General features: G+C 61.5%; 22 protein-coding genes. 12 read left to right on the plus strand and 10 right to left on the minus strand.

Annotation, left to right across the window (positions count from 1 at the left end; all coding sequences use genetic code 11):
- The first annotated feature begins 1 nt into the window (after position 1).
- From yqeC to SFHG_RS02595, 3 genes are read left to right on the plus strand one after another with little or no spacing between them, the layout of a single operon-like run.
- Positions 2-661 carry a selenium cofactor biosynthesis protein YqeC gene (yqeC, locus tag SFHG_RS02585; RefSeq protein WP_052297774.1) on the plus strand — a complete coding sequence of 220 codons (660 nt, stop codon included), beginning with the start codon at positions 2-4 and terminating at the stop codon, positions 659-661.
- On the plus strand, positions 649-1449 hold the full coding sequence (gene yqeB / locus SFHG_RS02590; RefSeq protein ID WP_052297775.1) for a selenium-dependent molybdenum cofactor biosynthesis protein YqeB: 801 nt from the start codon (positions 649-651) through the stop codon (positions 1447-1449). Before yqeC ends, yqeB begins: the two co-directional genes overlap by 13 nt.
- A 16-nt stretch (positions 1450-1465) precedes the next feature.
- The gene (locus tag SFHG_RS02595; protein ID WP_042433021.1) at positions 1466-2464 is read left to right on the plus strand and encodes an XdhC family protein; all 999 of its coding nucleotides are present in this window, start codon (positions 1466-1468) and stop codon (positions 2462-2464) included.
- Here SFHG_RS02595 and SFHG_RS02600 read toward each other — a convergent pair.
- The 3 genes from SFHG_RS02600 to SFHG_RS02610 form a co-directional block, all read right to left on the minus strand.
- The gene (locus SFHG_RS02600) at positions 2461-3183 is read right to left on the minus strand and encodes a TetR/AcrR family transcriptional regulator (RefSeq protein WP_202898047.1); all 723 of its coding nucleotides are present in this window, start codon (positions 3181-3183) and stop codon (positions 2461-2463) included. The two genes, SFHG_RS02595 and SFHG_RS02600, sit on opposite strands and share 4 nt — an antisense overlap.
- A gap of 63 nt (positions 3184-3246) precedes the next feature.
- A complete protein-coding gene (locus SFHG_RS02605; protein WP_042433024.1) occupies positions 3247-3483 on the minus strand; it encodes a DUF5692 family protein in 237 nt (78 codons plus the stop codon).
- On the minus strand, positions 3438-4460 hold the full coding sequence (locus SFHG_RS02610) for a DUF5692 family protein (protein ID WP_052297786.1): 1023 nt from the start codon (positions 4458-4460) through the stop codon (positions 3438-3440). The genes SFHG_RS02605 and SFHG_RS02610 overlap by 46 nt, the downstream gene beginning before the upstream one ends.
- 489 nt (positions 4461-4949) lie before the next feature.
- On the opposite strand from SFHG_RS02610, the gene SFHG_RS02615 reads away from it, so the two are divergent.
- The gene (locus SFHG_RS02615) at positions 4950-6215 is read left to right on the plus strand and encodes a RidA family protein (protein WP_042433027.1); all 1266 of its coding nucleotides are present in this window, start codon (positions 4950-4952) and stop codon (positions 6213-6215) included.
- Between the two features lie 426 nt (positions 6216-6641).
- A complete protein-coding gene (locus SFHG_RS02620; RefSeq protein ID WP_042433673.1) occupies positions 6642-7478 on the plus strand; it encodes a DegV family protein in 837 nt (278 codons plus the stop codon).
- Positions 7479-7634: 156 nt separating this feature from the next.
- On the opposite strand, the gene SFHG_RS02625 is transcribed toward SFHG_RS02620, so the two are convergent.
- The 4 genes from SFHG_RS02625 to guaA all read right to left on the minus strand — a co-directional run bounded on the left by SFHG_RS02625 (position 7635) and on the right by guaA (position 10889).
- A complete protein-coding gene (locus SFHG_RS02625; protein ID WP_042433030.1) occupies positions 7635-8219 on the minus strand; it encodes a hypothetical protein in 585 nt (194 codons plus the stop codon).
- A gap of 66 nt (positions 8220-8285) precedes the next feature.
- Complete coding sequence (locus SFHG_RS02630; protein WP_042433033.1) at positions 8286-8495, minus strand: helix-turn-helix transcriptional regulator; 210 nt, start codon at positions 8493-8495, stop codon at positions 8286-8288.
- A gap of 657 nt (positions 8496-9152) precedes the next feature.
- A complete protein-coding gene (locus tag SFHG_RS02635) occupies positions 9153-9788 on the minus strand; it encodes a GyrI-like domain-containing protein (RefSeq protein WP_042433036.1) in 636 nt (211 codons plus the stop codon).
- Positions 9789-9908: 120 nt separating this feature from the next.
- On the minus strand, positions 9909-10889 hold the full coding sequence (guaA, locus tag SFHG_RS02640; protein ID WP_081468892.1) for a glutamine-hydrolyzing GMP synthase: 981 nt from the start codon (positions 10887-10889) through the stop codon (positions 9909-9911).
- A 340-nt stretch (positions 10890-11229) separates the two neighbouring features.
- On the opposite strand from guaA, the gene SFHG_RS02645 reads away from it, so the two are divergent.
- The 5 genes from SFHG_RS02645 (at position 11230) to modD (ending at position 16042) form a co-directional block, all read left to right on the plus strand.
- A complete protein-coding gene (locus SFHG_RS02645) occupies positions 11230-12372 on the plus strand; it encodes an aldo/keto reductase (RefSeq protein WP_042433039.1) in 1143 nt (380 codons plus the stop codon).
- 346 nt (positions 12373-12718) lie between these two features.
- The gene (gene modA / locus SFHG_RS02650; protein WP_202898048.1) at positions 12719-13537 is read left to right on the plus strand and encodes a molybdate ABC transporter substrate-binding protein; all 819 of its coding nucleotides are present in this window, start codon (positions 12719-12721) and stop codon (positions 13535-13537) included.
- Between the two features lie 3 nt (positions 13538-13540).
- Positions 13541-14431, plus strand: coding sequence for an ABC transporter permease (locus SFHG_RS02655; protein WP_042433042.1), 891 nt, complete (start codon positions 13541-13543; stop codon positions 14429-14431).
- Positions 14413-15144: an ABC transporter ATP-binding protein gene (locus tag SFHG_RS02660; RefSeq protein WP_202898049.1), complete on the plus strand. Its 732-nt coding sequence runs from the start codon at positions 14413-14415 to the stop codon at positions 15142-15144. Before SFHG_RS02655 ends, SFHG_RS02660 begins: the two co-directional genes overlap by 19 nt.
- A gap of 55 nt (positions 15145-15199) precedes the next feature.
- Positions 15200-16042, plus strand: coding sequence for a ModD protein (gene modD, locus SFHG_RS02665; protein WP_042433048.1), 843 nt, complete (start codon positions 15200-15202; stop codon positions 16040-16042).
- A 134-nt stretch (positions 16043-16176) separates the two neighbouring features.
- On the opposite strand, the gene SFHG_RS02670 is transcribed toward modD, so the two are convergent.
- Positions 16177-16440 (minus strand): VOC family protein, encoded by a 264-nt coding sequence (locus SFHG_RS02670; protein WP_316244720.1) that lies wholly within the window; start codon positions 16438-16440, stop codon positions 16177-16179.
- 47 nt (positions 16441-16487) lie between these two features.
- The gene (locus SFHG_RS02675) at positions 16488-17138 is read right to left on the minus strand and encodes a Crp/Fnr family transcriptional regulator (RefSeq protein WP_042433050.1); all 651 of its coding nucleotides are present in this window, start codon (positions 17136-17138) and stop codon (positions 16488-16490) included.
- Between the two features lie 95 nt (positions 17139-17233).
- Between SFHG_RS02675 and hcp the strand changes: the two genes are divergently transcribed.
- Positions 17234-18808, plus strand: coding sequence for a hydroxylamine reductase (hcp, locus tag SFHG_RS02680; protein ID WP_202898050.1), 1575 nt, complete (start codon positions 17234-17236; stop codon positions 18806-18808).
- A gap of 224 nt (positions 18809-19032) precedes the next feature.
- Here the strand turns inward: hcp and SFHG_RS02685 are convergent, their stop codons facing one another.
- Positions 19033-19941 (minus strand): DMT family transporter, encoded by a 909-nt coding sequence (locus SFHG_RS02685; protein ID WP_042433053.1) that lies wholly within the window; start codon positions 19939-19941, stop codon positions 19033-19035.
- Between the two features lie 159 nt (positions 19942-20100).
- On the opposite strand from SFHG_RS02685, the gene SFHG_RS02690 reads away from it, so the two are divergent.
- Positions 20101-20967 (plus strand): LysR family transcriptional regulator, encoded by an 867-nt coding sequence (locus SFHG_RS02690; protein WP_042433056.1) that lies wholly within the window; start codon positions 20101-20103, stop codon positions 20965-20967.
- Positions 20968-21120 lie beyond the last annotated feature (153 nt).

A 21120-nucleotide genomic window follows, 5' to 3' on the forward strand; every position in this document is an offset into this window, starting at 1 on the left:
CTTGCTACATATCCAGCGTGGGCTTACAGCCATCATCGGCGGTGGCGGCAAGTCCACGCTTTTGCGTGCCTTGGCAGAGGAGCTGTCGCACGATGCGCGCGTGGTCGTGGCCACCAGCACGAAGATGTACGTGCCCGATTGGTGCCCTGTGGTGCTTGGCGCGTCGCCCGATGATGTGCAGGCGGCGCTTTCTGAGGCCCCCATCGTATGCGCGGGCTCCATCCATCCGCCTACGGGGAAGTTGACTGAGCCGCGGGCGGCGTTTTCCGACCTGGTGTGTTTGGCGGACTACGTGCTGGTGGAGGCGGACGGGGCGAAGAAGCTCCCGCTGAAGGCGCATGCCGAGCACGAGCCGGTCATCCCCGCGTGCGCGGGGCGGACGGTGTGCGTGGTCGGGGTCGACGGCCTAGGCGCTCCCGTTTCGCAGACGTGCCACCGGCCGCAAATCTTCGCGCAGCTGGCCGGCGTTTCCGCCGACGATGCGGTCACGCCCGAGGCGGTGGCGGCGGTGCTGTGTGCCGAGGCGCTTCATGACGTGGTTTTGATCAACAAGGTGGAGACTGCCGCCGACTGGCAGGCGGCGCGGCGCATCGCGGCGCTGTGCGATACGCCGGTGGTGGCGGGAAGCCTTTGGAGGGACGATCTTCGATGCTTGCGGTGATCCGTGGCGCCGGCGATATCGCCAGCGCCATCGCGCTGCGCCTTGTGCGATGCGGCGCTTCCGTGCTTATGACCGAGATAGGGCAGCCTTTGACGGTCCGTCGCACCGTTGCCTTCAGCGAAGCCGTTCGCATGGGAAAAGCCCAGGTGGAAGGCGTGACGGCCGTGCGTGCCCGTGATGCGTCCCATGCCTTGGATCTGCTTTCCGGCGAAGGCGTCATCCCTGTTTTGGTGGACCCCGCGTGCGCATGCGTCAAGGACGTGGCGCCCGACGCGGTGGTCGATGCCGTGCTGGCCAAGCGCAACCTGGGCACTACCATGGATATGGCGCCCATCGTCGTCGGGGTCGGCCCGGGATTCACCGCAGGCGTGGATTGCCATGCCGTGGTGGAGACCATGCGCGGGCATACCCTGGGCCGAGCGTATTACGAGGGGTCGGCGTTGCCGAACACCGCGGTGCCTGGTTTGGTGGGCGGCTTCGCCGGCGAGCGCGTGCTGCGCGCCCCGTGCGATGGCGAATTCCGCGGCGTTGCGACCATAGGCGACCATGTTGAGGAAGGTCAGGTTGTGGCGTATGCGGGGGATGTCCCCGTGGTTGCCACGCTCACGGGCGTTTTGCGCGGCCTGATAGCCGATGGGGTGCAGGTTCGCCAGGGCTTGAAGTGCGGTGATGTGGACCCACGCGACCAGAGCGGCTATTGCGGGCTGGTCTCGGACAAAGGCCTGGCGGTTGCGGGCGGCGTGCTTGAGGCTATCCTTCATGTAGGTGGAACGTTTTCGGCCCGATAGGGCGTGAGGTGGGAAGATGCGCAAGATCGCAGAGCATATCGCAGGTGCTTGCCGTGCGGGCGAGCCGTTGGTGCTGGTCGCGGTGGCGGAAAGCAAGGACTCCACGCCGCGCAAAGCGGGAACGCTCATGTTGGTGTCCGCCGACGGGCTGGTGTGCGGCACCATCGGCGGCGGCGCCCTTGAGGCGCATGGCATAGCCTGCGCGCGCCGTTTGCTGGGAGGCAAGGCGCACCGTTTCGAGAACATGGGCCTTGAGGAGCGCCTGGGTATGGTCTGCGGCGGAAGCGCAAGCTTGCTGTATGTTCCGATATGCGGCGGCAGCGCAGCATGGGCCAAGGTTGCCAGCGAGCTGTTGCGCTGTTTCGAGCAACGTACGCCGGCGTATCTGGCGTTAAGCTGCTGCGATGAGCTGCCGCAATCCGGCGAAGGCGTCGCGTTGCTCGACGCCGATGGGGCCTTGCTCGCAGGCGACGGCTCCGCGCCGGGCGATCGGGTTCGCGGCCAGAAGGGGCGCTGCATCGCGGACGGTTGGCTTATGCTGCCCGTTCCCTTGCCGGTTCGCGCCGTGGTGTTCGGCGGCGGGCATGTGGGCAGCGCCACCGTTTCGGCCCTGTCGCGCGTGGGGTTTTCCTGCACGCTGTTCGACTGCCGTCCCGAGTTCGCAAACGCCGGCAAATCCCACGGCGCGCAGCAGGTGGTCGTGGGGGACTACAGCGATATCGCCGCCTCCCTGACCCTTGATGAGCGCGATTACGTCCTCATCATGACGCATAGCCATCGGCACGATTTCGCCGTGCTGGAGCAGGTGCTCCGCCAGCCGTTGGCATATGTGGGGTTCATGGGCTCGCGGCGCAAGATCGCCACGGCGCGCGAGCGCATGCTGGAAGCGGGGATCCCCGAATCGGCGCTTGACGACGTGCACATGCCCATAGGGTTGGATATCAAAGCCGAAACGCCCGAGGAAATAGCCGTCAGCATAGTGGCCGAGTGCATCCTGCACCGAGCGACGCGCTAAGCCGCGCCATCGGAGGACGGCGTCGGGCGTGAAGGCGCATCAGGGTGTTCCGGCCATGGCGGTGGATCGATTACCGTCATATCAAGGCGAAGCGTTTGGGCGATAAGCGTTGCAAGCTCGTCGTCGGTGATGTCGGGCTTGGCCTTCATCATCCCCGCTAACCCGAATATGAGCAGGCCGAACGTTTCGGGGATCAGCTGGATCTCGATGGTCCGGTACGCCATGTACTCGGACACGATGTAGTTCTGGATGCATGCCACCACCTCGCGGACGGCCTGGGTGGCGAAACGGTCGCGCAGGCCGAGCTCCTCGAGCACGGAAAACATCGGGCGAGGGTCGCCCGATGCGGTGTAGAGCGCGCGTCGCAGCATGGACACGCAGTTTTTCAGCTCCGAGGGGGTTTCGCCGAACGCGCGCAGCTCGTTCCAGGTGGACACGCTTTCGACCAGATCCTCAAGATAGTCCTCGATCACGGCGTCGGTGACGGCCTGCTTGTCGGGGAAGTAATAGTACAGAAGGCTGCGCGCCACGCCCGCTTTGCGGGCGATGGCGGCCATGCTGGTGGCGGCGACCCCTTCGGTTTCGTAAAGCTCGCGCGCCGCCAGCATGATGTCGCCGGCGGTTCCTTCAAGCCTCGCGCTTTGCCTGACCTGCCGCGTGACGGGGTGCGGCAGGTCAGGATCGAATCCGGGTATCGGCTTGCTGTCCAGTGCAGACACGGGGCTCCTTCGCATGTGGGGAAGCCGCCGCGCTACGTGCGCCCAGGCGCGGTTCGCTGTAGATCAGCGGTTTTCCTCGACGACCTCTTGATAGCTCTTCGTGTCATTATAGAGCTCGTCTGTAAGCGGGTTAAGGCGCCGTGCGCGGATTCGGCGTAGCTGGTAGGCGGCAAGGGTCGCATTGGCGATGAGCGCCACCAGGCTGACGGCGAAGAACGCGTTCGGGTTGTGGGTCGCGGGAATCTCGGCGAACGTTACGGGCGCTCCACCATGGTTTTGACGCGGCCCTTCCCGTCCCATGCGGCTGCATAGCCGAGCTCCTCCAGGTTGGCAAGCGCCGCCTCGCGTTGACCCTCGGGAACGTCGATGCTCTCGAGGTACACCCTGCGGAAGCGCGGGTTGTCGATGTAGAGCTCCTGCTTGAAGGGGTTGCGCTTCTTGCCGAAGATCGTGTAGGCCTGGTAGATGAACACGCCCGCGTTGAAGATGAGCGCGATGACCGAGATGGTCATGTGAGCTGCAGGGTTGTTGGTGGAATGGACCACGAACGCCGGATGCAGGAAGAACCAGGGGATGGTCATGGTGACGATCATGTTCACGGCAAGCGTGCGGACGCGGTGCTGTGCATAGGCGCCGCGCTTGATGAAGAACGCCGGGATGGTGCAGGCTGCCAGAAGCACCAGGCCGCAGTACATGGAGCGGTCGGAGACGCTGTTGTAGGTGTAGGCGAAGTTCCACAGGTCGTAGCCGATGATCCAGAACCACAGCTGATCGGGCCAGACGTAGTCCTTCTTCTTGCCGCGGCTGACGATGATGCCGAAGAAGCCGCAGATGCAGATGGCGTTCAAGATGCCGGCGATGCCGTTCATGACGTTCCACGGGCCACCGACCACCATGTAGCCGTCGACGATGCCGTTGACGCCCGTGAGCTGGAAGTCGCGGATGCACGCCTCAAGGATGTTGATGGCGAAGATGATGGGCGGTATGCAGACGATGTACTTCTTTTGGAAGGCGGGGAAGTAGACGATCAGCCAGCCCAAGATCGCTCCAGCTAAGCACGAGTAGGTTTTCACCCACTGGAACCAAGTGCCGGCGCCCGTGCCCTCGACCGCGGTATGGGGCCAAACGAAGACGGTCAGAACGGCCGGCAGCGCGATGAATATGACCGCGCCGATCCATTTGTTCAAGCGCGACAGCTCGTTCATGCCGATCAGAAATGCCAGGTACAGCAACGCGCTCACGCATGCCGTCGCCGATAGCGGCTCGTAGAAAAACATGGCAGATCCCTCCTCCTTGTATGCTTGCAGGCCGTCCGGGGCGCCGTTCGGCAATCTTGCGATGGCGTGCATCCGGCTCGGCCCGCTCCCTTCGGCGAAAGTGTAGCAAGGGCTTTTTCCGTCGGTTTGACGGTTAGCCCTTGATTCGTCAGGGATGGGCTTCGACGGCAAGCGGCTGTTTTTCGACGGGAAACGTGATTGACGGAACGGTAACGGTTGGAATATTTTTCGCCGAAAAGGGCGCCGAACGTTATGCGGAATGAACAGGGTTTCGCTGGAAAATACGCGCCGAAACATAAGGATTATGGGATCGGGCAATCATTTTTCCGTTTAGATTCCCGGGATTCGACCTATAGAAGCCGGCAACGAATTTGCTGAAAACCGATTGACAATGACAATAGCCGTCAAGTTTAATGCGCTCTGACGCAAGTCGTGGGAAAACGTATTTGCGCAACCTCATTGAAGGCTGTCAACAGAAAGGGTATTGCCATGGCGGATAACGTGGTAGTGGCAAGGAACACCGAGAACGCACCGAAGTGCCCGATGTGCTCTCAGACCGTCGCTTTCTCCCATTACAACAACCTCTCGGCCCAGCTGCCTGTCGATCCTAAGACCGGCGCTATCGTCGAGGGCGGTGTCAAGGAGCAGGCAGAGCAGTGCTTCCGCAACATCGCAGCCATCGTTGCGAGCATCGATCATGACCTGAACGACGTCGTTCGCGTCACCATCTTCGTCAAGGACATCATGGACATCGACGTTGTGGAGAGGGCTTACAAGTCCTTCTTCACCACCTACGTGCCCGCCCGCACCATCGTTGCCGTCAACGATCTGCCCATGGGCGCCCTGGTCCAGGTTGAGGCTCTGCTCACCAACGGTGAAGGCACCATCCCGAACGAGCCCCAGGCCGGCGACTTGGTCAAGTACGCCAACAACACCCACAACGCCCCGTTCGACGCGATGTCCACGCAGTCCGTGGCGTTCTCCCACTACAACAACATCACCGCTCAGCTGCCGATCGACCCGGTTTCCAACCAGATCGTCATGGGCGGAGTTCAGGAGCAGACTGCTCAGTGCTTGAAGAACATCAAGGCCGTCCTGACCGCCATGGATGTTCCGTTCGACGACATCGTCAAGGTCACCGTCTTCCTGAAGGACCTCGGCGACGTTGAGGCTATGAACGAGATCTACAAGCGCTTCTTCCCGGATTCGGGCATCGCCCGCGCCGTCAACTACCTGCCGGCCCGCACCGTGGTCGAGGTCGCCGACCTGCCGCAGCACGCGCTCGTGCAGATCGAGGCCGTGTGCTCCCACGGCGACGGCACCCCGCCGCAGGCCGTTGAGGCCCGTCATGGCCTGATCATCGAGGCCAACAACATCGCCGACGCTCCGAAGGACGAGCTGTCCTCCCAGACCGTGGCGTTCTCCCACTACAACAACATCTCCGCCCAGCTCGGCGTTGACCCGGCAACGGGCGCGCTGGTCGCCGGCGGCGTGAAGGCCGAGACCGAGCAGGCTCTCAAGAACATCAAGGCCATCATCGAGAGCGTCGACCATGTCCTGGAGGACTGCGTCAAGGTGAACATCTTCGTGAAGGACATGGACGACATGGACGCCGTCAACGAGGTGTACGCCCAGTTCTTCCCCGAGGGAACCCCTGCTCGTCGCGTGGTCGGCGTTGCGAACCTGCCCATGGGCGCCGCCATCCAGATCGACGCCATCTTCGGTAACTTCGAGGGCACCCCGCCGATCGCCTAGCGAATCATCTGCGGATCCTTGTCGATCATCGGGCAACCGATGGTTTTGGAAAGGGAACGGGTTTTTGCCCGTTCCCTTTCTTGCGTTTGAGGAAGGCTAGGGCGCGGGCGCGTCACGAATAAGGGTAATCGGTGGTTCGTGCGTGCTGCGGGTGGGGACAGATTGCGATTGCGGATGGTCGCAGCATGCGCGTGCGGCGAGGTGGGGCAGGCGGCTTGAGGCGCCGCCGCGCTTGCTGCGGCGGCCTTTCGGCTTGAGATTCGCCGCATGCCCTTGCTTTATGGGGAAAGGCATGGGCATGATGGTTTCTTACGATGTAAGGGCGCGGGGAAGCTGCGCTTCGACTGATGGATGCAGGGAAAAGAGATGGATGCGGGGCGCCTGTTGCGTGCAGGCGCTCTGACGCATCGGGAAAGGGCAGCCTACATGAAATGGAACGTGGTCACGGATTCAAGCTGCGACCTTATTCCGTCGGACTATCGATCTGACGTGATCGAGCTATCCAGCGTGCCGTTCGAGATCAGCGTCGGTGTTCGCGGGTATACCGATGACGAGCAGCTTGATATCGAGGAGATGCTGCGCGATATGGAGCAGGAGAAGACCGCCAGCTACACTTCCTGCCCTGCTCCGGGCGCGTGGCTTGAGCAGTTCGAGAAGGCTGATCACACGTTTGCCATTACCATTTCGTCGCAGCTGTCTGGCAGCATGAATAGCGCGCTTACCGCTCGCGATTTGGCGCTTGAGGCTGACCCGGATAAGAAGATCGCCGTTCTGGATTCCCGGTCAACCGGTCCTGAGCTGGTCCTTTGCGTGCGTGAGATTGAAAGGCTCGCCCGCGAGGGCGTCGGCTTCGACGAGGCGGTGAACCGTGCGAACGCGTTTTTGGATAAAACCAAGGTGATTTTCGCGCTTTCGTCCTTCGATAACCTGATCAAAAACGGCCGTATGCACAAGATGGCGGGCTTTCTTGCCAAGGCGCTGGGCATGTGGGGAATCGGCAGCGCCAGCGACGAGGGCAGGATCGTCGTCGAGGGTAAGACGCGCGGTTCGAAGCGCACCGTCCGCGCGCTGGTCGACTGCATGAGGGAGCGTGGGTTCTCGGGCGGCAACGTTGCCATCAGCCATTGCGACAACCATGCTGTTGCCCAGGCTCTTAAGGAGAGCATTTTGAGCGCGTGGGCGGATTCTCGGATCGAGATCCTCCCGACCAGGGGTCTTTGCAGCTACTATGCCGAACGCGGAGGCTTGATCGTCGGCTTTTAGCTCGTAGATTGTCGCGCATCGTTGATTACGAAGATGCGGTTTCGTTAGCAACAGTGTTTCCGAAATGGTTGAGCCGCGCCCAAAAAGATTGTTTTGGCGCGGCTCGTTACATTTCCCTGACGGGGTGGTATAGGGCAGGGATCCTGCTCTTTTAGGTTACAGGTCGTCGGGGCAGTCTAGTTCCGCTTCGATTTTCGCGCGGCGCTGTTTTGCCTCAAAGAATGCCAGGCACAGCGCACCGAATACGGCAACGAAGATGGTCACGCCGAATACTACGCCCGTTTCCAGGTTCGCTCCCCAAAAGACGCTTTCGATCGGTACGATCTGCGCCTCGGCGATGCAGCGCATAGCAGCGATGGCGAGTGCGCTTGCGATGCCGGTGATGCCCGAAATGAGCAGGAAATAGCCTGTGGGAATGTGCTCTGTTTGCCCGAAGCGGTTGGTGTCGACATAGCCTTTCCTCGTCTGCAGCACGGCACAGACGGTCATCACGATGAAAAGCCATGCGTACATGACGGCGTCAACGGGATTTGCGAAGAGGCGAAACGCTTCGCCGGCGCCATCGTGCACCCACGCTACCTGCTGGGCCATGATTTGATACACAAGCAACGTGAGCATGCCGAACGATAGTAGCATGAACCCAAGCTTGTAGATTTTCGCGTTCTCGGTCTCAAGACGCTCGTCCTTCGGGCCGGCATATTCGCGCCATTTCTGGGCAAGTTTCATATTTTGCAGCTTCATGATTCTCTCCTAAAAGGATATGTCTTGGTTTGGGTAACGTGCTGGGTTGGGAACGATGAAAACGGGTTAGCGTTCTTCGTCCCAGAAAAGGTCGTTTAGGGTGACATGAAGGGTTTTGCAAATGGCAACGCATAAATTGAGCGTGGGATTATAACCGCCTGCCTCGATAAGGCCGATGGTTTGGCGTGTGACGCCGACGGCTTCGGCTAAATCGGATTGCGAAAGGCCGGCCGCTGCGCGCGCTGCCTTCATGCGTAGGTTTTTCTGACCTGGCATGGGCTTCCTTTCGACATATGGACAGATATCCGTTGCAACATGACAGAAATATATTGCATTCAAATCATAATGTCAATTATATATTGCATTATGAAATGTAAATGCGGCATATTCGCTATCGGTACAAGAAGTGTTGCAAACGATTTCTCACAAAAAGGCGCCTTGCAAAGAGTAGCGCGTTTCGGACAGTCGATATGTCGCTGTGAGTTTATTCTTGCTCTAGGGTGGAGGTTGTGATGCTTGGTCAATCTGCTTGGTGGCCAATCTAGGTGATTGAATTAGCTACAGCCTCACGCCTACCGGCGCTGGATGATTTTCGAGGAATCTCTCGACCGTCGTCTTCTTCTCGTTGCCGTGAAGGCTTTCGTAGGCCAATGGCGATAAAGCCTTGAACAAGGAAAGCATGTCCGAGTCGATTCCCATGGGCGAATGTCCATTTGGTCCAGGATTGAAAAGGCGCCCGCATGCGTTTGCCATAAGGTTTCTGCTGTAGATACAAATTTAGGCCCGGTGACTTGAATCAGCGGTCATCCCGGGCCCATCGTCAATCATTATACTCGCTGTTGCCGGTGCTGACAAACGTCCCGCAATCGAGTCAGCTATGGTCTTTGCCGATTGAAAAGGCGCGCTTGGAGCACATTGCGGCGTTTCGTTCTGCTAAATCGGCTTGATGGGATGGCGAATCACGGTCTTGAGCTTCTCCGGCGCGCACTTGCGCGGGTCGGAGAGGTAGATCTCGTGATGCAGACGGGCTTCGGAGAAGTCGGGCGCATAGCCTTGCTCGGCTGCACATGCGTGCATGGCGTCTATGGTCGCCGGCTCGCCGTCGTAAGGCCCGGTATGCATGCATTGAACGCATAGGCCCTCGTCGACCTTCAGCATCTCGACCGCTGAGAAGTCAAGCTTCTTTTTGGCGGCAGCCTCCGAGACAGCCCAATCGAAATCGTCGCGAGTGACGAAATCGGGCAGGCGGATGCAGGAGATGAAGTTGAAGTCGCCCTTCCGCGCATAGTCGATCTGATCGTCTGCAGGGTCCTGCCACCAGAACCCCTCGAGCGGCGGCACGACGAAGTCGAAATAGCCTTCGATTTCGTGCGGGCCCTTCTTCGACATCTTGACAGTGTAGGCCACGCCGTAGAGCAGCGGCATGGCGCCCTGGTATTCGCCGCCCTCGATGTTGGGGTCGCCCTTGCCGCGTACGGCAATGTAGCTCATGGGCGGAATGGTCAGGATGCTCGGTTTGCACGACGGCTTGTAAAGCTCCTTGAATTCCTTCTTGAAATCGTATGCCATTAATCGCCCTCCCATAATGTAAGTTTCCCGCCGATATCGCTTCAAACATAGCGATAGGCGCGGCTTCGGGAGAAACCGCGCCTATCGGCAGTCATTATATCATAGAATCGAACGGGTGTTCTATTCCCACTCCACCGTGCCGACGGGCTTGGGGGTGAGGTCGTAGCACACGCGGCAGATGCGGGGAACCTCGGCGGTGATGCGGGCGGTGATGCGCTTGAGCAGCGCCCAGTCAAGCTCGGGGACCTCGGCGGTCATGACGTCGACCGTGTTGATGCAGCGGATGATGCAGGGCCAGTCGTAGGCGCGCTTGCCTTCGCGCACGCCGGTTGCGCGGAAGTCGGGCACCACGGCGAAGTACTGCCAGATGGTCAGGCCGGCGTTGTCGATCTCCTCGCGCACGATGGCGTCTGCCTCGCGCAGCGCCTCCAGGCGATCGCGGGTGATGGCGCCGAGGCAGCGAACGCCCAGGCCGGGGCCGGGGAAGGGCTGGCGCTCGACCATGTTCTCGGGCAGGCCGAGCTCACGGCCGACCACGCGCACCTCGTCCTTGTACAGCAGCTTGACGGGCTCGCACAGCTCGAACTGCAGATCGTCGGGCAGGCCGCCCACGTTGTGGTGCGCCTTCACGCCGTCCTGGGACTCCAGGATGTCGGGGTAGATGGTGCCCTGCGCCAGGAAGCTGACCTCGTTGCCGACCTTGCGGGCCTCCTCCTCGAACACGCGGATGAACTCGGCGCCGATGATCTTGCGCTTGGCCTCGGGCTCCTCGACGTCGACGAGCTTGCCCAGGAAGCGGTCGGTGGCATCCACGTAGACCAGGTTCGCGTCCAGCTGGTTTTTGAACACGTCGATGACCTGCTCGCTTTCACCCTTGCGCATGAGGCCGTGGTTCACGTGCACGCAGATAAGCTGCTTGCCGATGGCCTTGATGAGCAGCGCTGCGACGACGGAGCTGTCAACGCCGCCGGAAAGGGCCAGCAGGACCTTCTTGTCGCCGATTTGCTCGCGGACTGCGGCAACCTGCTCGTCGATGAAGGCTTGGGCGAGTTCGGGGGTGGTGATGCGCACCATGTCGTCGGGACGCTTGTTCGGATCCATGCAGAGCTCCTTTTGGTTCGCGGGTATGCGCTGCCGTGCGCAGCACATGAGTCATAGCCCCCATATTATATGCGGCAGGGTCCAGGTTTTCTTTTGCCGAGACGGGCTTTTTTGTGGTCGAGCAGCGGATTCCTGCGCTCGGCGACAGGCGGGTCGTGCTCGCATGCCGTCAGGAGGTGACATTCGATTCCCTCTCGACGGCACGAGGCCGCGCGTTTTGCGCGGTTACGGGAATCGCCCTTGCAGTGCCGGCGCGGGAGCAGCCGCGTTGCCGATGCATCCCGGCAGGGTTTTCTCCTGGTAGGATACGGGTATGGTATCAAGCGAAGGAGGGGGTTCCATGAACTACAGGCGTTTGGGCAGGACGGGGCTTGAGGTCAGCGAGATCGGCTTCGGCGCGGAGTGGATGCCGGGTGACGACCAGGAGAAGGTTTCCCGTTTGGTGGATTTCGCTGCGGAGCAGGGCGTCAACATCGTGGATTGCTGGATGGCCGATCCGGCGGTGCGCAGGGTTTTGAGCAACGCCGTCTGCGCGCACCGCGGCAAGTGGATCGTGCAAGGTCACTTCGGCGCCACCTGGCAAAACGGCCAGTACACCCGCACGCGCGAGATGGATGCGGTGATCCCGGCTTGGGAAGAGCTGCTGTTGTGCTTCGGCGGGCATATCGAGTTGGGGCTGATCCACTTCGTGGACGCGGTCGTCGAGTTCGAGCAAATCATGAACGGCCCGTTCATCGAGTACGTGCGAGCCGAGAAGGCCGCCGGGCGCATCGATCATATCGGCTTGTCCACGCATAACCCCGAGGTTGCGCTGCGGGCTGCGGTTACGCCGGACATCGAGATGATCATGTTCTCCATCAACCCCGCCTACGACATGCTGCCCGCTTCCGAGGACATCAACGACCTGTTCAAGGATGAGTACCAGCCCGGTCTTGAGAACATGGACCCGCAGCGCAAGCGCCTGTACGCGCTGTGCGAGGAAAACGGCGTGGGCATCACCGTCATGAAGCCGTTCGCGGGTGGGCGCCTGTTCGACGCCGAGAAATCGCCGTTCGGCGCGGCGATGACCCCCGTGCAGGCTTGCCATTATTGCCTGACTCGCCCCGCGGTCGCCTCCGTGCTGGCCGGGTTCAGGGACATCGAGGAATGCGCGGGCTGCTTGGCGTACGAAACTGCCGATGACGAGGCGAAAAACTACGCGTCCATCTTGGCTAGCGCGCCGCAGCACGCCTATTTCGGCAACTGCATCTACTGCGGGCATTGCCAGCCTTGCACCGTGGGCATCAACATTGCCGAGGTGAACAAGTATTCCGACCTGGCGCAGATGCAGGATGAGGCGCCCGCATCCGTTCGCGACCATTACCTTGCCCTTGAGGTTCGCGCCGGGGACTGCACCGGATGCGGCGCCTGCGAGGCGAACTGCCCGTTCGGCGTGCCCATCGCCCAGCGCATGGAGGAAACCGCCGCGTTGTTCGGCGCTTAGCGGGAAAGGGGGAGTGTCGGGGGCGTTGGCGTGATCGCTTGCGCTAGGAATTGTGGCGGGATAGGCCCGTTTCCTTGATCGTCTCGATATCAAGCACTTTTGCGATAGTGACGCGCCGACAGGCTCCGCAGCTTCCAGTCTATAGAGCAACACTTTATGACCAGGCATTTCTTTCTATTTGCGCCTAGCCACGAACTATCGCTTGCCCTAAGCGGTTATTTTCGTTTGCGATTATATGCTCTTGCAAATATTATCGTCATCTGTGTATAATCAGCGAAATGACAGGCGCCCCTTCGCATGCGAAGGGGCGCCTGGTGGTATGGGGACAAAAAAGAAGGGAACCAGTATGAAAAAGATGAAGAACCGCCTGACAGCGATCGTAGCCGTGGCGTTTGCCACCGTGCTTGCCTGCGGCGTGCTGGCCGGATGCTCCTCCGGCAAGAGCGAGCAGAAGGCCGAGCAGCCGGAGCAGACCGCTGCCGCAACCCTTGAGGGCAAAAGCCTCAACATCTATTGCGGCGCTGGCATGACCAAGCCGTTCCAGGAGATCGCCGACGCTTTCAAGGCGCAAACCGGCTGCGAGATGAACATCACCTTCGCCAACGCCGCACAGATCCAGACGCAGATCAACACCACGCAGGAGGGCGACTTCTTCATCGCCGGCTCCGCCGATGAGCTCAAGCTCGTCAGCGATCATGTTGCCACCAGCACCGACCTGGTCAAGCACATTCCCGTCCTGGTCGTGCCTGCCGACAACCCCAAGGGCATCCAGACCGTCAGCGATCTGGTGAAGTGCGACACCCTTCTGCTGGGCGACCCTGAGTCCACGCCGATCGGCAAGATTGCCGTCAAGGCCATGACCGATGCCGGCGTTATGGAGCAGGTCAAGGCCTCTGGCGCCATCACCACCTCCACCACCGCCCCGCAGATCGCCGAGGCGCTGGCCAAGGGCGAGGGCGACGCCGCCATCGTGTGGAAGGAGAACGCGGGCAAGGACGGCCTGACCATCCTTGAGAACTCCGGCATGGAAAACTACGTTAAGACCGTGCCCAGCGCCGAGCTGACCTGTGCCGCCGATGCCGACGCCGTCAGGGCCTTCTCCGAGTTCCTGCAGACCGAGACCGCCAAGAACATCTGGACGAAATTCGGCTACGAGCTGGTGTAACGCATGTCTGCGGCACCTAAGCCAAAACGTCACAGAGGCCGCAAGCGCAACATCTTCCCGGCATTGTGCATGCTGGTAACGGGGATGGTGCTCCTATTCATCGGGAGCGCCATCTTCGCTATTGTGGCGGGCGGCATCTCGCATTTCGGCGAGGCCATCAGCTCCGAGGAGGTGTTGTTCTCCTTGCGCATGAGCGTGACCACTTCAAGCATTTCCACCGTCATCTGCCTGCTGCTGTCGCTGCCGACCGCCTATGCGCTGTCGCATGTGGCGTTTCCCGGCAAACGCCTGGCCGAGATTTTGATGGAGCTGACGCTGTCGCTACCTTATATCCTGCTGGGCTTCGCCTTGCTGCTGATCTTCTCGTCGCCGCTGGGCAAGGCGCTCAAGGAGGCGGGCTTCGCCGTGGTCTTCTCGCCTGCGGGCATCGTGTTCGCCCAGATGATCGTCAACCTTCCCTTCGCCATCCGCATGATGCGCACGGCCTTCGCCGGCGTCAATCCGCGTATCGAGTTCGTGGCGCAGACCTTGGGCGCCATGCCCTGGGACGTGTTCCGTACCATCATCGTGCCCATGTGCCGCAACCAGATCATCAGCGCGTTCGTGCTCACCTGGGCGCGCGGCATGGGCGAGTTCGGGGCGACGCTCATGCTGGTGGGCGTGACGCGCATGAAGACCGAGACGCTTCCCGGCAGCATCTATCTGAGCATCTCGACGGGCAACACCGAAACCGCTATGGCCACGGCTATGATCATGCTGCTGGTTTCGGCGTTCACGCTGGCGGTGGCGAACGTGCTCGACCGCCCCACGGGCGCAAGCCGCGTGGGCAGGGCCGGCAAGGGATTGGGTTTGAGGCGCATGAGGAAATGCGGGGAATGCGAGGGAAAGCGATGAGCGGCGGCAGCATCGAGATTCGCGACATGGTGGCGCGCCGCGGCAGCTTCTTGCTGCGCGTTGACGAATTGCATATCGAGCCGCACGAGATATTCGCCATCGTGGGGGAGACAGGCGCCGGCAAGACCGTGCTGCTCGAGGCGATTGCCGGGGCGTTTCCCCTGGAGGCCGGCAGCATCCTGCTTGACGGCAAGGACATCCGCTGCCTGCCCGTGCAGCAACGGCGGTTGGGGATCGTGTATCAGGACCACGCGTTGTTCCCGCATATGACGGTTGCGGAGAACATCGGCTACGGCCTGAGGATGGCGCGCGTGCCCAAGGCCGAGGCCGCCCGCCGCGTGGAGGAGATGCTCGACCTGTTCTCCATCCGCCATATCGCCGACCGGTACCCCGGCATCATCAGCGGCGGTGAGGGTCAGCGCGCGGCGTTGGCGCGCGCGTTGGTGATGCAGCCGGAGATCTTGCTGCTCGACGAGCCGTTCTCGGCGCTCGACCCCACCACCAAGAAGCGCATGTACGAGACGCTGCGCGACGTGCACGGCCGCTTCCGTTGCACCGTGGTGTTCGTCACGCATGACTTCAATGAGGCGTGCTGCCTGGGGCACCGCGCAGGCATCATCTTGGACGGCGCGCTGCAGGCCGTGTGCCCCGCCGACGAGCTGTTCACGCGCGAGTTCTGTCCGCAGGTGATGGCGTTTCTGGGCCGCGGCTAGCGGTATCATCGTCAAAAAGGAAAATCACGCGCTAGGAAGCGCAAGGAGGAATCATATGTATATCCCGGACAGCTATCTCGATGAGCTTATCGCTTCCGACATCCCCAGTGGGATCGACCTGACCACGCATGTTCTGGGCATCGGCGCGCAGCCGGGCCGCATGGAATACTACACGCGCGACGCGGCCCTGCTTTGCGGGACCGAGGAGGCTGCCCGCATCTTCGGCCGTTTCGGCTGCACGGTGGTCGAGGCGCTTCCCAGCGGCAGCATGCTTGCGCCTGGTGACGTGTTCATGACCGTTGAGGGTCCTGCTGCCGGCCTGCATATGGGGTGGAAGATCTGCCTGAACATCTTCGAGTACTATTGCGCGCTTGCCACCAAGGCCAGGCAGATGGTGGATGCCGTGCATGCCGTGAACCCGCTGTGCGAGGTGCTTTCCACCCGCAAGCTCATGCCCGGCACCAAGCCCTTCGACGTCAAGGCGCTTACGGTGGGCGGCGCGTTCCCGCATCGTCTGGGGTTGAGCGAGACGGTGCTCGTCTTCGATCATCACCTGACCTTCTACGGCGGGCTTGAGCGGTTCATCGCCGACTTGCCGCAGCTCAAGGCGAAGGTCTGCGAGAAGAAATTGTTCGTCGAGTCGAGCACCGAAGACGCGGTGCGCCTGGTGGAAGCCGGCGTCGACGGCGTGCAGCTTGACAAGGTGGCGCCTGAGCAGGTTGCGCAGCTGGTGCCGCAGCTCAAGGCCATCAACCCGCACGTGACCCTCATCGCCGCCGGCGGCGTCAACCTGGGTAATGCCGCCGAGTATGCCGCCACCGGCGTGGACGGCCTGGCCACCACCTGCCTGCACTTCGCCAAACCCCTCGACATGAGCGTGCACATGAGCGCGCTGTAGGGAAGCGCCGGGTTTTGCGCGCTGCCCGTATGCGTGTGCTTCAGGGCTTGCGTACGGGCAGCATGGTGGACGCCACTTGATTTGTGCGAGATCGAGCCGCTCGCACTGCCGGCCCGAGGAAGCGCTTGGGACTCTTATTTCGCGGGGATGATCTCGATCCACTGGCCGTCGGGGTCGGCGATGAAGTACAGGCCCATGCGGGGGTTCTCCCGGATGATACAACCCATCTTCTCGTGGAGTTCATGGAAAGCGTCGAAATCGTCCACGGCGAATGCGATGTGGGCGTCCTTGCCGCCGTTGTCGTAAGGCTCCACCTGCCCGCGGTTCCAGGTGAGCTCGATCTCGAAGGGCGCCTCGTCGTTTGCGGACGTGAGTGCAAGGATTCGCGTCGGTCGCAAAGCGGAAATCCGTGTCAGCTGCAACGTGTCAGCAAGTTGCCTGCGCGCTACAGGAGCCGGTATGTGCGGCCTTCGTAGTCGATGACGCCTTCTTTGCGCAGCTTCGACAGCTCGTTCGACAACGCGCTGCGGTCGACGCTGAGGTAGCTTGCCAGCTTGGTTTGGCTGTAGGGGATGGTGAAGGCGCGGGTGCCGGCCTTTTTCTGCTGCTGCGAGAGGAAGGCGAGGATCTTGCCCCGTATGGTTTTGGGGGTCATGGCGATGGCGCGGCGGTTCATGTCCAGGTTGCTTAGCGCTAAGGCGCGCATGAGGTTCGAGGAAATGTGCGAGTGGCAGCCGCATTGCTTGGGGCAAGGATGGATGATGCGCTCGGCTTTGAGCAGCACCACCTCGCAGGCCGAATCTGCCAGCACGTCGATGTCAAGGGGCTCCATGCTGCAGGCGTATCCGTGAGCGAAAAGCGAGCCGGGTCCCAAGATATCCAGGATCGTCGTCTCGCCCCAGGCGTCCGAGACCTCGATCCTCACGCGTCCGGACAGGACGATGCCGAGGTATTCGGTGGGCTGGCCGGCGCGCATGATCCGCTCCTCCCGGCTGAAAGCCCTTCTTGTCGCCCCAAGGCAAGGTAGCATCAAGTTCGCTTCGTCTTGGGCTATGCCGGCGAAAAGCATTGAAGAAGAAGTGGGGATATTAAGCATTGGCTTCACCTGTAGGTTCTACAACAGAAATGTATGAGACACAACAGTATAGTGCAGTCACTTCGTAAATACACCCTTTGATTGAGGAGCGCGAAATGACTGACGGGAACATGTTCTGCTTCCAATGTGAACAAACGGCGGGATGCACCGCCTGTACCGGAGCCGCCGGCGTATGCGGCAAGACCGCCGATGTGGCTCGGCTGCAAGACGAGCTGACCGGGGCATTGATCGCCCTGGCCCGAGCAGAGAACGGCGGAAAGGGGGATTCCGAGTCCGATGGGCTTATGCTCGAAGGCATGTTCGCCTGCGTGAGCAACGTCAGCTTCGACCCCGAGGCCATTGCCGCCCTTGAGCGCCGCGTTCGCGCTAAGGCTATCGCCCTGGGCGAATTCGATCTGTACGACATGGGCGAGTTGTGGGACGCACAGGAGGATATCCGCAGCCTGAAGAGCTTGCTGCTTTTCGGCATGCGCGGCGTGGCAGCGTATGCCTATCATGCGCAGGCGTTGGGGAAGTCGGACCCTGCTGTGACAGCGTTCCTGTATGAGGGTATGCGGGCCGTCGGCTCCGATCTGGGCATGGACGAGCTGCTGCCTTTGGTTCTCAAGTGCGGCGAGGTCAACTTGGCCGCCATGGCGGCTTTGGAGGACGCGAACATCTCCGCCTACGGCAAGCCCGAGCCCGCGACGGTTGAACTCAAGGTCGAGGCGGGCCCCTTCATCGTGGTCACCGGCCATGACCTGCACGATCTCAAGCAGCTTTTGGAGCGGACCGAAGGCCGCGGCGTGAACGTGTACACCCACGGCGAGATGCTCCCTGCAAACGCCTATCCCGAGCTGCGCAAGTATCCGCACCTGAAAGGCAACTACGGCACCGCATGGCACAACCAGCGCAAGGAATTCAAGGACCTTCCCGCGCCGATCCTGTGGACTACCAACTGCCTACTGAAGCCGGACGAGTCGTATGCCGACCGCGTGTTCACCACCGGTCCCGTGAGCTTCCCGGGTGCGCATGTCGTCGAGGCGGGCGAAGACGGCGCCAAGGACTTCTCGGCTCTTATCGATAAGGCGCTGGAGCTGGGCGGTTGGGCCGCTGATCGGACCTTCACCGGCATCAACGGCGGCACCAGCGTCACCACCGGATTCGGCTACGATACCGTGATGAGCGTCGCTCCCGCCGTCATCGATGCGGTCAAGTCCGGCGACATCAAGCGCTTCATCCTGCTGGCGGGCTGCGACGGCATGCGCAAGGAGCGCAGCTACTATACCGACTTCGCCAAGATGGCCCCCTCCGACTCCGTTATCCTGACCCTTGCCTGCGGCAAGTATCGCTTCAACGACCTGGACCTGGGCAGCATCGGCGGCATCCCGCGCCTGCTGGACGTCGGCCAGTGCAACGACGCCTACGGCGCGATCAAGATCGCGCTCGCGTTGGCGGATGCTTTCGGCTGCGGTGTGAACGATCTGCCGCTTTCCATGGTGCTCTCCTGGTACGAGCAGAAGGCGGTGTGCATCTTGCTCACGCTGCTGCACTTGGGCATCAAGGGCATCTACTTGGGTCCCACGCTTCCGGCGTTCGTGAGCCCTGGCGTGCTACAGGTGCTGGTGGACAACTACGGTATCCGCCCCATATCCACTCCCGAAGCCGACCTTGCCCAGATCATGGGCTAGCCGGCCGATCGTTTCCCTTTGGGCGGGATTCATCCAAGGGCTGGGCTGCGACCTGCGTCGCTGCTTTTGTCCCTGTCGGTGGATACGCCAGCGCTAACGGCTATGGGAGAGGTTTGTACCCGGCAAGCGTTTCGTACCAGGGCGCCATGGCTGGTTCGCTAGAGTTTCGTAAGCCTCGCGACTGTGTCGCCTCGCACGGAGGCGGCTTTAGCTGGGAGGGGGGCTTACGAAACCCGCTCGGGTTCCACCGCCATCGCCTCTTGCGGGTAGGCCGGGGCATGCAGACGAGGCGGCTCGATGGTGGCGACGAATACGCCAGCCATGATGAGCGCTGCACCCAGGAAGGCGATGGGGGTCAAGACCTCGCCAACAAGGAAAAACGAGAACACCGCAGAGCAGACCGGCTCGAGCGAGAAGGCGAACCCGGTGGTCTCGGCGGGAACATGCGGCTGCACGTAAGCCTGGGTGATGAAGCCGTAAGCCGAGCAGATGAGCGCGAGGGCGATGATGACCGTGAGCTCGGTCGGGGTGCTGGGAAGCGTGATGCCGCCGAGCGCGGCCGCGCCGATGCCCGAGAACAGGCCGGCGAAGGCCAGCTGCCAAACGCCCAAAGCCAGCGGGTCGACCTGTTCGACGAAGCGCTTGCTGATGATGATGTGGGCGGCGTAGACGAACGCCGAAAGCAGCATGACGAGCGCGCCGGGGTTGAGGCTGGTGAAGTCGGCGCCCGAGAGCAGCAGCATGCCCCCGGTTACGACGGCGGTGCCGATGAGCACCTTGCGCTCGGGGGCGCGGCGCAGCAGCAAAGCGTTGGCGAACGGCACGATCACGACCGTCAGGCTTTGCAAAAAGCCGGCAGTGGAAGCCGAGGTGAGGCTTGAGCCCAGGCACATGCACGTAAGCTCGACCGCCATGATGGCGCCGATGACGGCGGCGCGGACGATGAGGTCGCGGTTGATGCGGAAGGTGCACTTGTGGAAAAGCAGCACGCAGACGATGAAGGCGATGGTGCAACGCAGCGCGACGATGCTCGTGGCGTTCATACCGTCCATGCCGATCTTCATCAAGGGGTACGAGAAGCCCCATGCGACGGGAACGGAAAACGAGAGCGCGATTGCCTTTTTGCGATCCATGGGACTCCTTTTGCTTCGGAATGGTTTCATGAAAAGGATTGTGCGCTGCTAAAACGATGTAGTAAAGCGAATGTATCTTCAGTATGATTAAGCAATGCTAATAGAAGATATACAGGCTGGGGCAAAACATTTCACCGCCCCCTTTGCTACGGAGGCGTTATGGCATCACGGTATCAGGTCGTCTGCGCGGTGGTCGATCGCGGGAGCCTTAAGGCGGCGGCCGACCAGCTGGGCTACACGCAAAGCGCGGTCAGCCAGGCAGTCAAGGCGCTCGAGCGCGAGCTGGGCACCACGATTTTGGAGCGGGGCAAGCAGGGCGTTTCGCTCACGCGCGACGGGAAGCAGTATCTGCCCTACCTTCGTCAGATCGTGACGGCCGAGGCCGAGCTAGAGGGAAAGCGTCAAGAGCTGCTGGGCCTGTCTTCGACCGACATCCGTATAGCAACCTTCACCAACGTGAGCCGTACCGTGCTGCCGCGCGTGATCCGCGGGTTCAGCGCTCTGCATCCCGGCGTGCACTTTACCCTTAAGCAGGGCGATTACACGCGCAACGCCCAGTGGGTGCACGACGGCGTGGTCGATTTTTGCTTCACCGCGCGAGGTTTCACGGCAGGTTTGGACATGCATATGGTCTATCACGACGAGATGGTGGCGCTGGTGTCCTCCGGGCATCCGTTGGCCGCTAAAGAGCAGGTGACGCTTGAGGATCTGGCGGCCGAACCTTTCCTTTTGCTTGACGAGGGCGAGCAGAGCCTGGTGCTCGATGCGTTTGCCGCTCATGGGCTGCAGCCGCTGGTGACGGGCGAGGTGACCGATGACTACACCATCATGGCGATGGTCGAGGAGGGCTTGGGCGTCAGCATGCTCTATCGCCGCACCGTGGAGGGCGTGCGCGCCGACATCAAGGTGCTTCCGATCGCGGCGGCGCCATCGCGCGATGTGGTGGCGGCATGGCGAAGCTGGGAGACCATGCCCATCGCCACCAGGAAGTTCATCGATTACATGAGCTCGCATATCGAGGCTTAGCTGCGTGCGGTATCGCAAATGGGATTGCCGGCGGGTGACCGCGAGGTTTCCCTGGACGTTGTGGACGAAGATCAGATGGGCGTCCTCGCGCGAAAGCCCGGTCTCCCACATGGTAGAGGCCATGGGGGACGGTCTAGAGGTTCCATCGTGTTC

Source organism: Senegalimassilia anaerobia JC110, from assembly GCF_000236865.1.
Classification (GTDB): domain Bacteria; phylum Actinomycetota; class Coriobacteriia; order Coriobacteriales; family Eggerthellaceae; genus Senegalimassilia; species Senegalimassilia anaerobia.

What these genes read in the sequence shown, in the direction of transcription:
- yqeB (WP_052297775.1), top strand. Translation starts at nt 649, where the DNA reads ATGCTTGCGGTGATCCGTGGCGCCGGCGATATCGCCAGCGCCATCGCG.
- SFHG_RS02595 (WP_042433021.1), top strand. Translation starts at nt 1,466, where the DNA reads ATGCGCAAGATCGCAGAGCATATCGCAGGTGCTTGCCGTGCGGGCGAG.
- SFHG_RS02605 (WP_042433024.1), bottom strand. Translation starts at nt 3,483, where the DNA reads ATGGGACGGGAAGGGCCGCGTCAAAACCATGGTGGAGCGCCCGTAACG.
- SFHG_RS02610 (WP_052297786.1), bottom strand. Translation starts at nt 4,460, where the DNA reads ATGTTTTTCTACGAGCCGCTATCGGCGACGGCATGCGTGAGCGCGTTG.
- SFHG_RS02615 (WP_042433027.1), top strand. Translation starts at nt 4,950, where the DNA reads ATGGCGGATAACGTGGTAGTGGCAAGGAACACCGAGAACGCACCGAAG.
- SFHG_RS02620 (WP_042433673.1), top strand. Translation starts at nt 6,642, where the DNA reads ATGAAATGGAACGTGGTCACGGATTCAAGCTGCGACCTTATTCCGTCG.
- SFHG_RS02625 (WP_042433030.1), bottom strand. Translation starts at nt 8,219, where the DNA reads ATGAAGCTGCAAAATATGAAACTTGCCCAGAAATGGCGCGAATATGCC.
- SFHG_RS02630 (WP_042433033.1), bottom strand. Translation starts at nt 8,495, where the DNA reads ATGCCAGGTCAGAAAAACCTACGCATGAAGGCAGCGCGCGCAGCGGCC.
- SFHG_RS02635 (WP_042433036.1), bottom strand. Translation starts at nt 9,788, where the DNA reads ATGGCATACGATTTCAAGAAGGAATTCAAGGAGCTTTACAAGCCGTCG.
- guaA (WP_081468892.1), bottom strand. Translation starts at nt 10,889, where the DNA reads ATGGATCCGAACAAGCGTCCCGACGACATGGTGCGCATCACCACCCCC.
- SFHG_RS02645 (WP_042433039.1), top strand. Translation starts at nt 11,230, where the DNA reads ATGAACTACAGGCGTTTGGGCAGGACGGGGCTTGAGGTCAGCGAGATC.
- modA (WP_202898048.1), top strand. Translation starts at nt 12,719, where the DNA reads ATGAAAAAGATGAAGAACCGCCTGACAGCGATCGTAGCCGTGGCGTTT.
- SFHG_RS02655 (WP_042433042.1), top strand. Translation starts at nt 13,541, where the DNA reads ATGTCTGCGGCACCTAAGCCAAAACGTCACAGAGGCCGCAAGCGCAAC.
- SFHG_RS02660 (WP_202898049.1), top strand. Translation starts at nt 14,413, where the DNA reads ATGCGAGGGAAAGCGATGAGCGGCGGCAGCATCGAGATTCGCGACATG.
- modD (WP_042433048.1), top strand. Translation starts at nt 15,200, where the DNA reads ATGTATATCCCGGACAGCTATCTCGATGAGCTTATCGCTTCCGACATC.
- SFHG_RS02675 (WP_042433050.1), bottom strand. Translation starts at nt 17,138, where the DNA reads ATGCTTAATATCCCCACTTCTTCTTCAATGCTTTTCGCCGGCATAGCC.
- hcp (WP_202898050.1), top strand. Translation starts at nt 17,234, where the DNA reads ATGACTGACGGGAACATGTTCTGCTTCCAATGTGAACAAACGGCGGGA.
- SFHG_RS02685 (WP_042433053.1), bottom strand. Translation starts at nt 19,941, where the DNA reads ATGGATCGCAAAAAGGCAATCGCGCTCTCGTTTTCCGTTCCCGTCGCA.
- SFHG_RS02690 (WP_042433056.1), top strand. Translation starts at nt 20,101, where the DNA reads ATGGCATCACGGTATCAGGTCGTCTGCGCGGTGGTCGATCGCGGGAGC.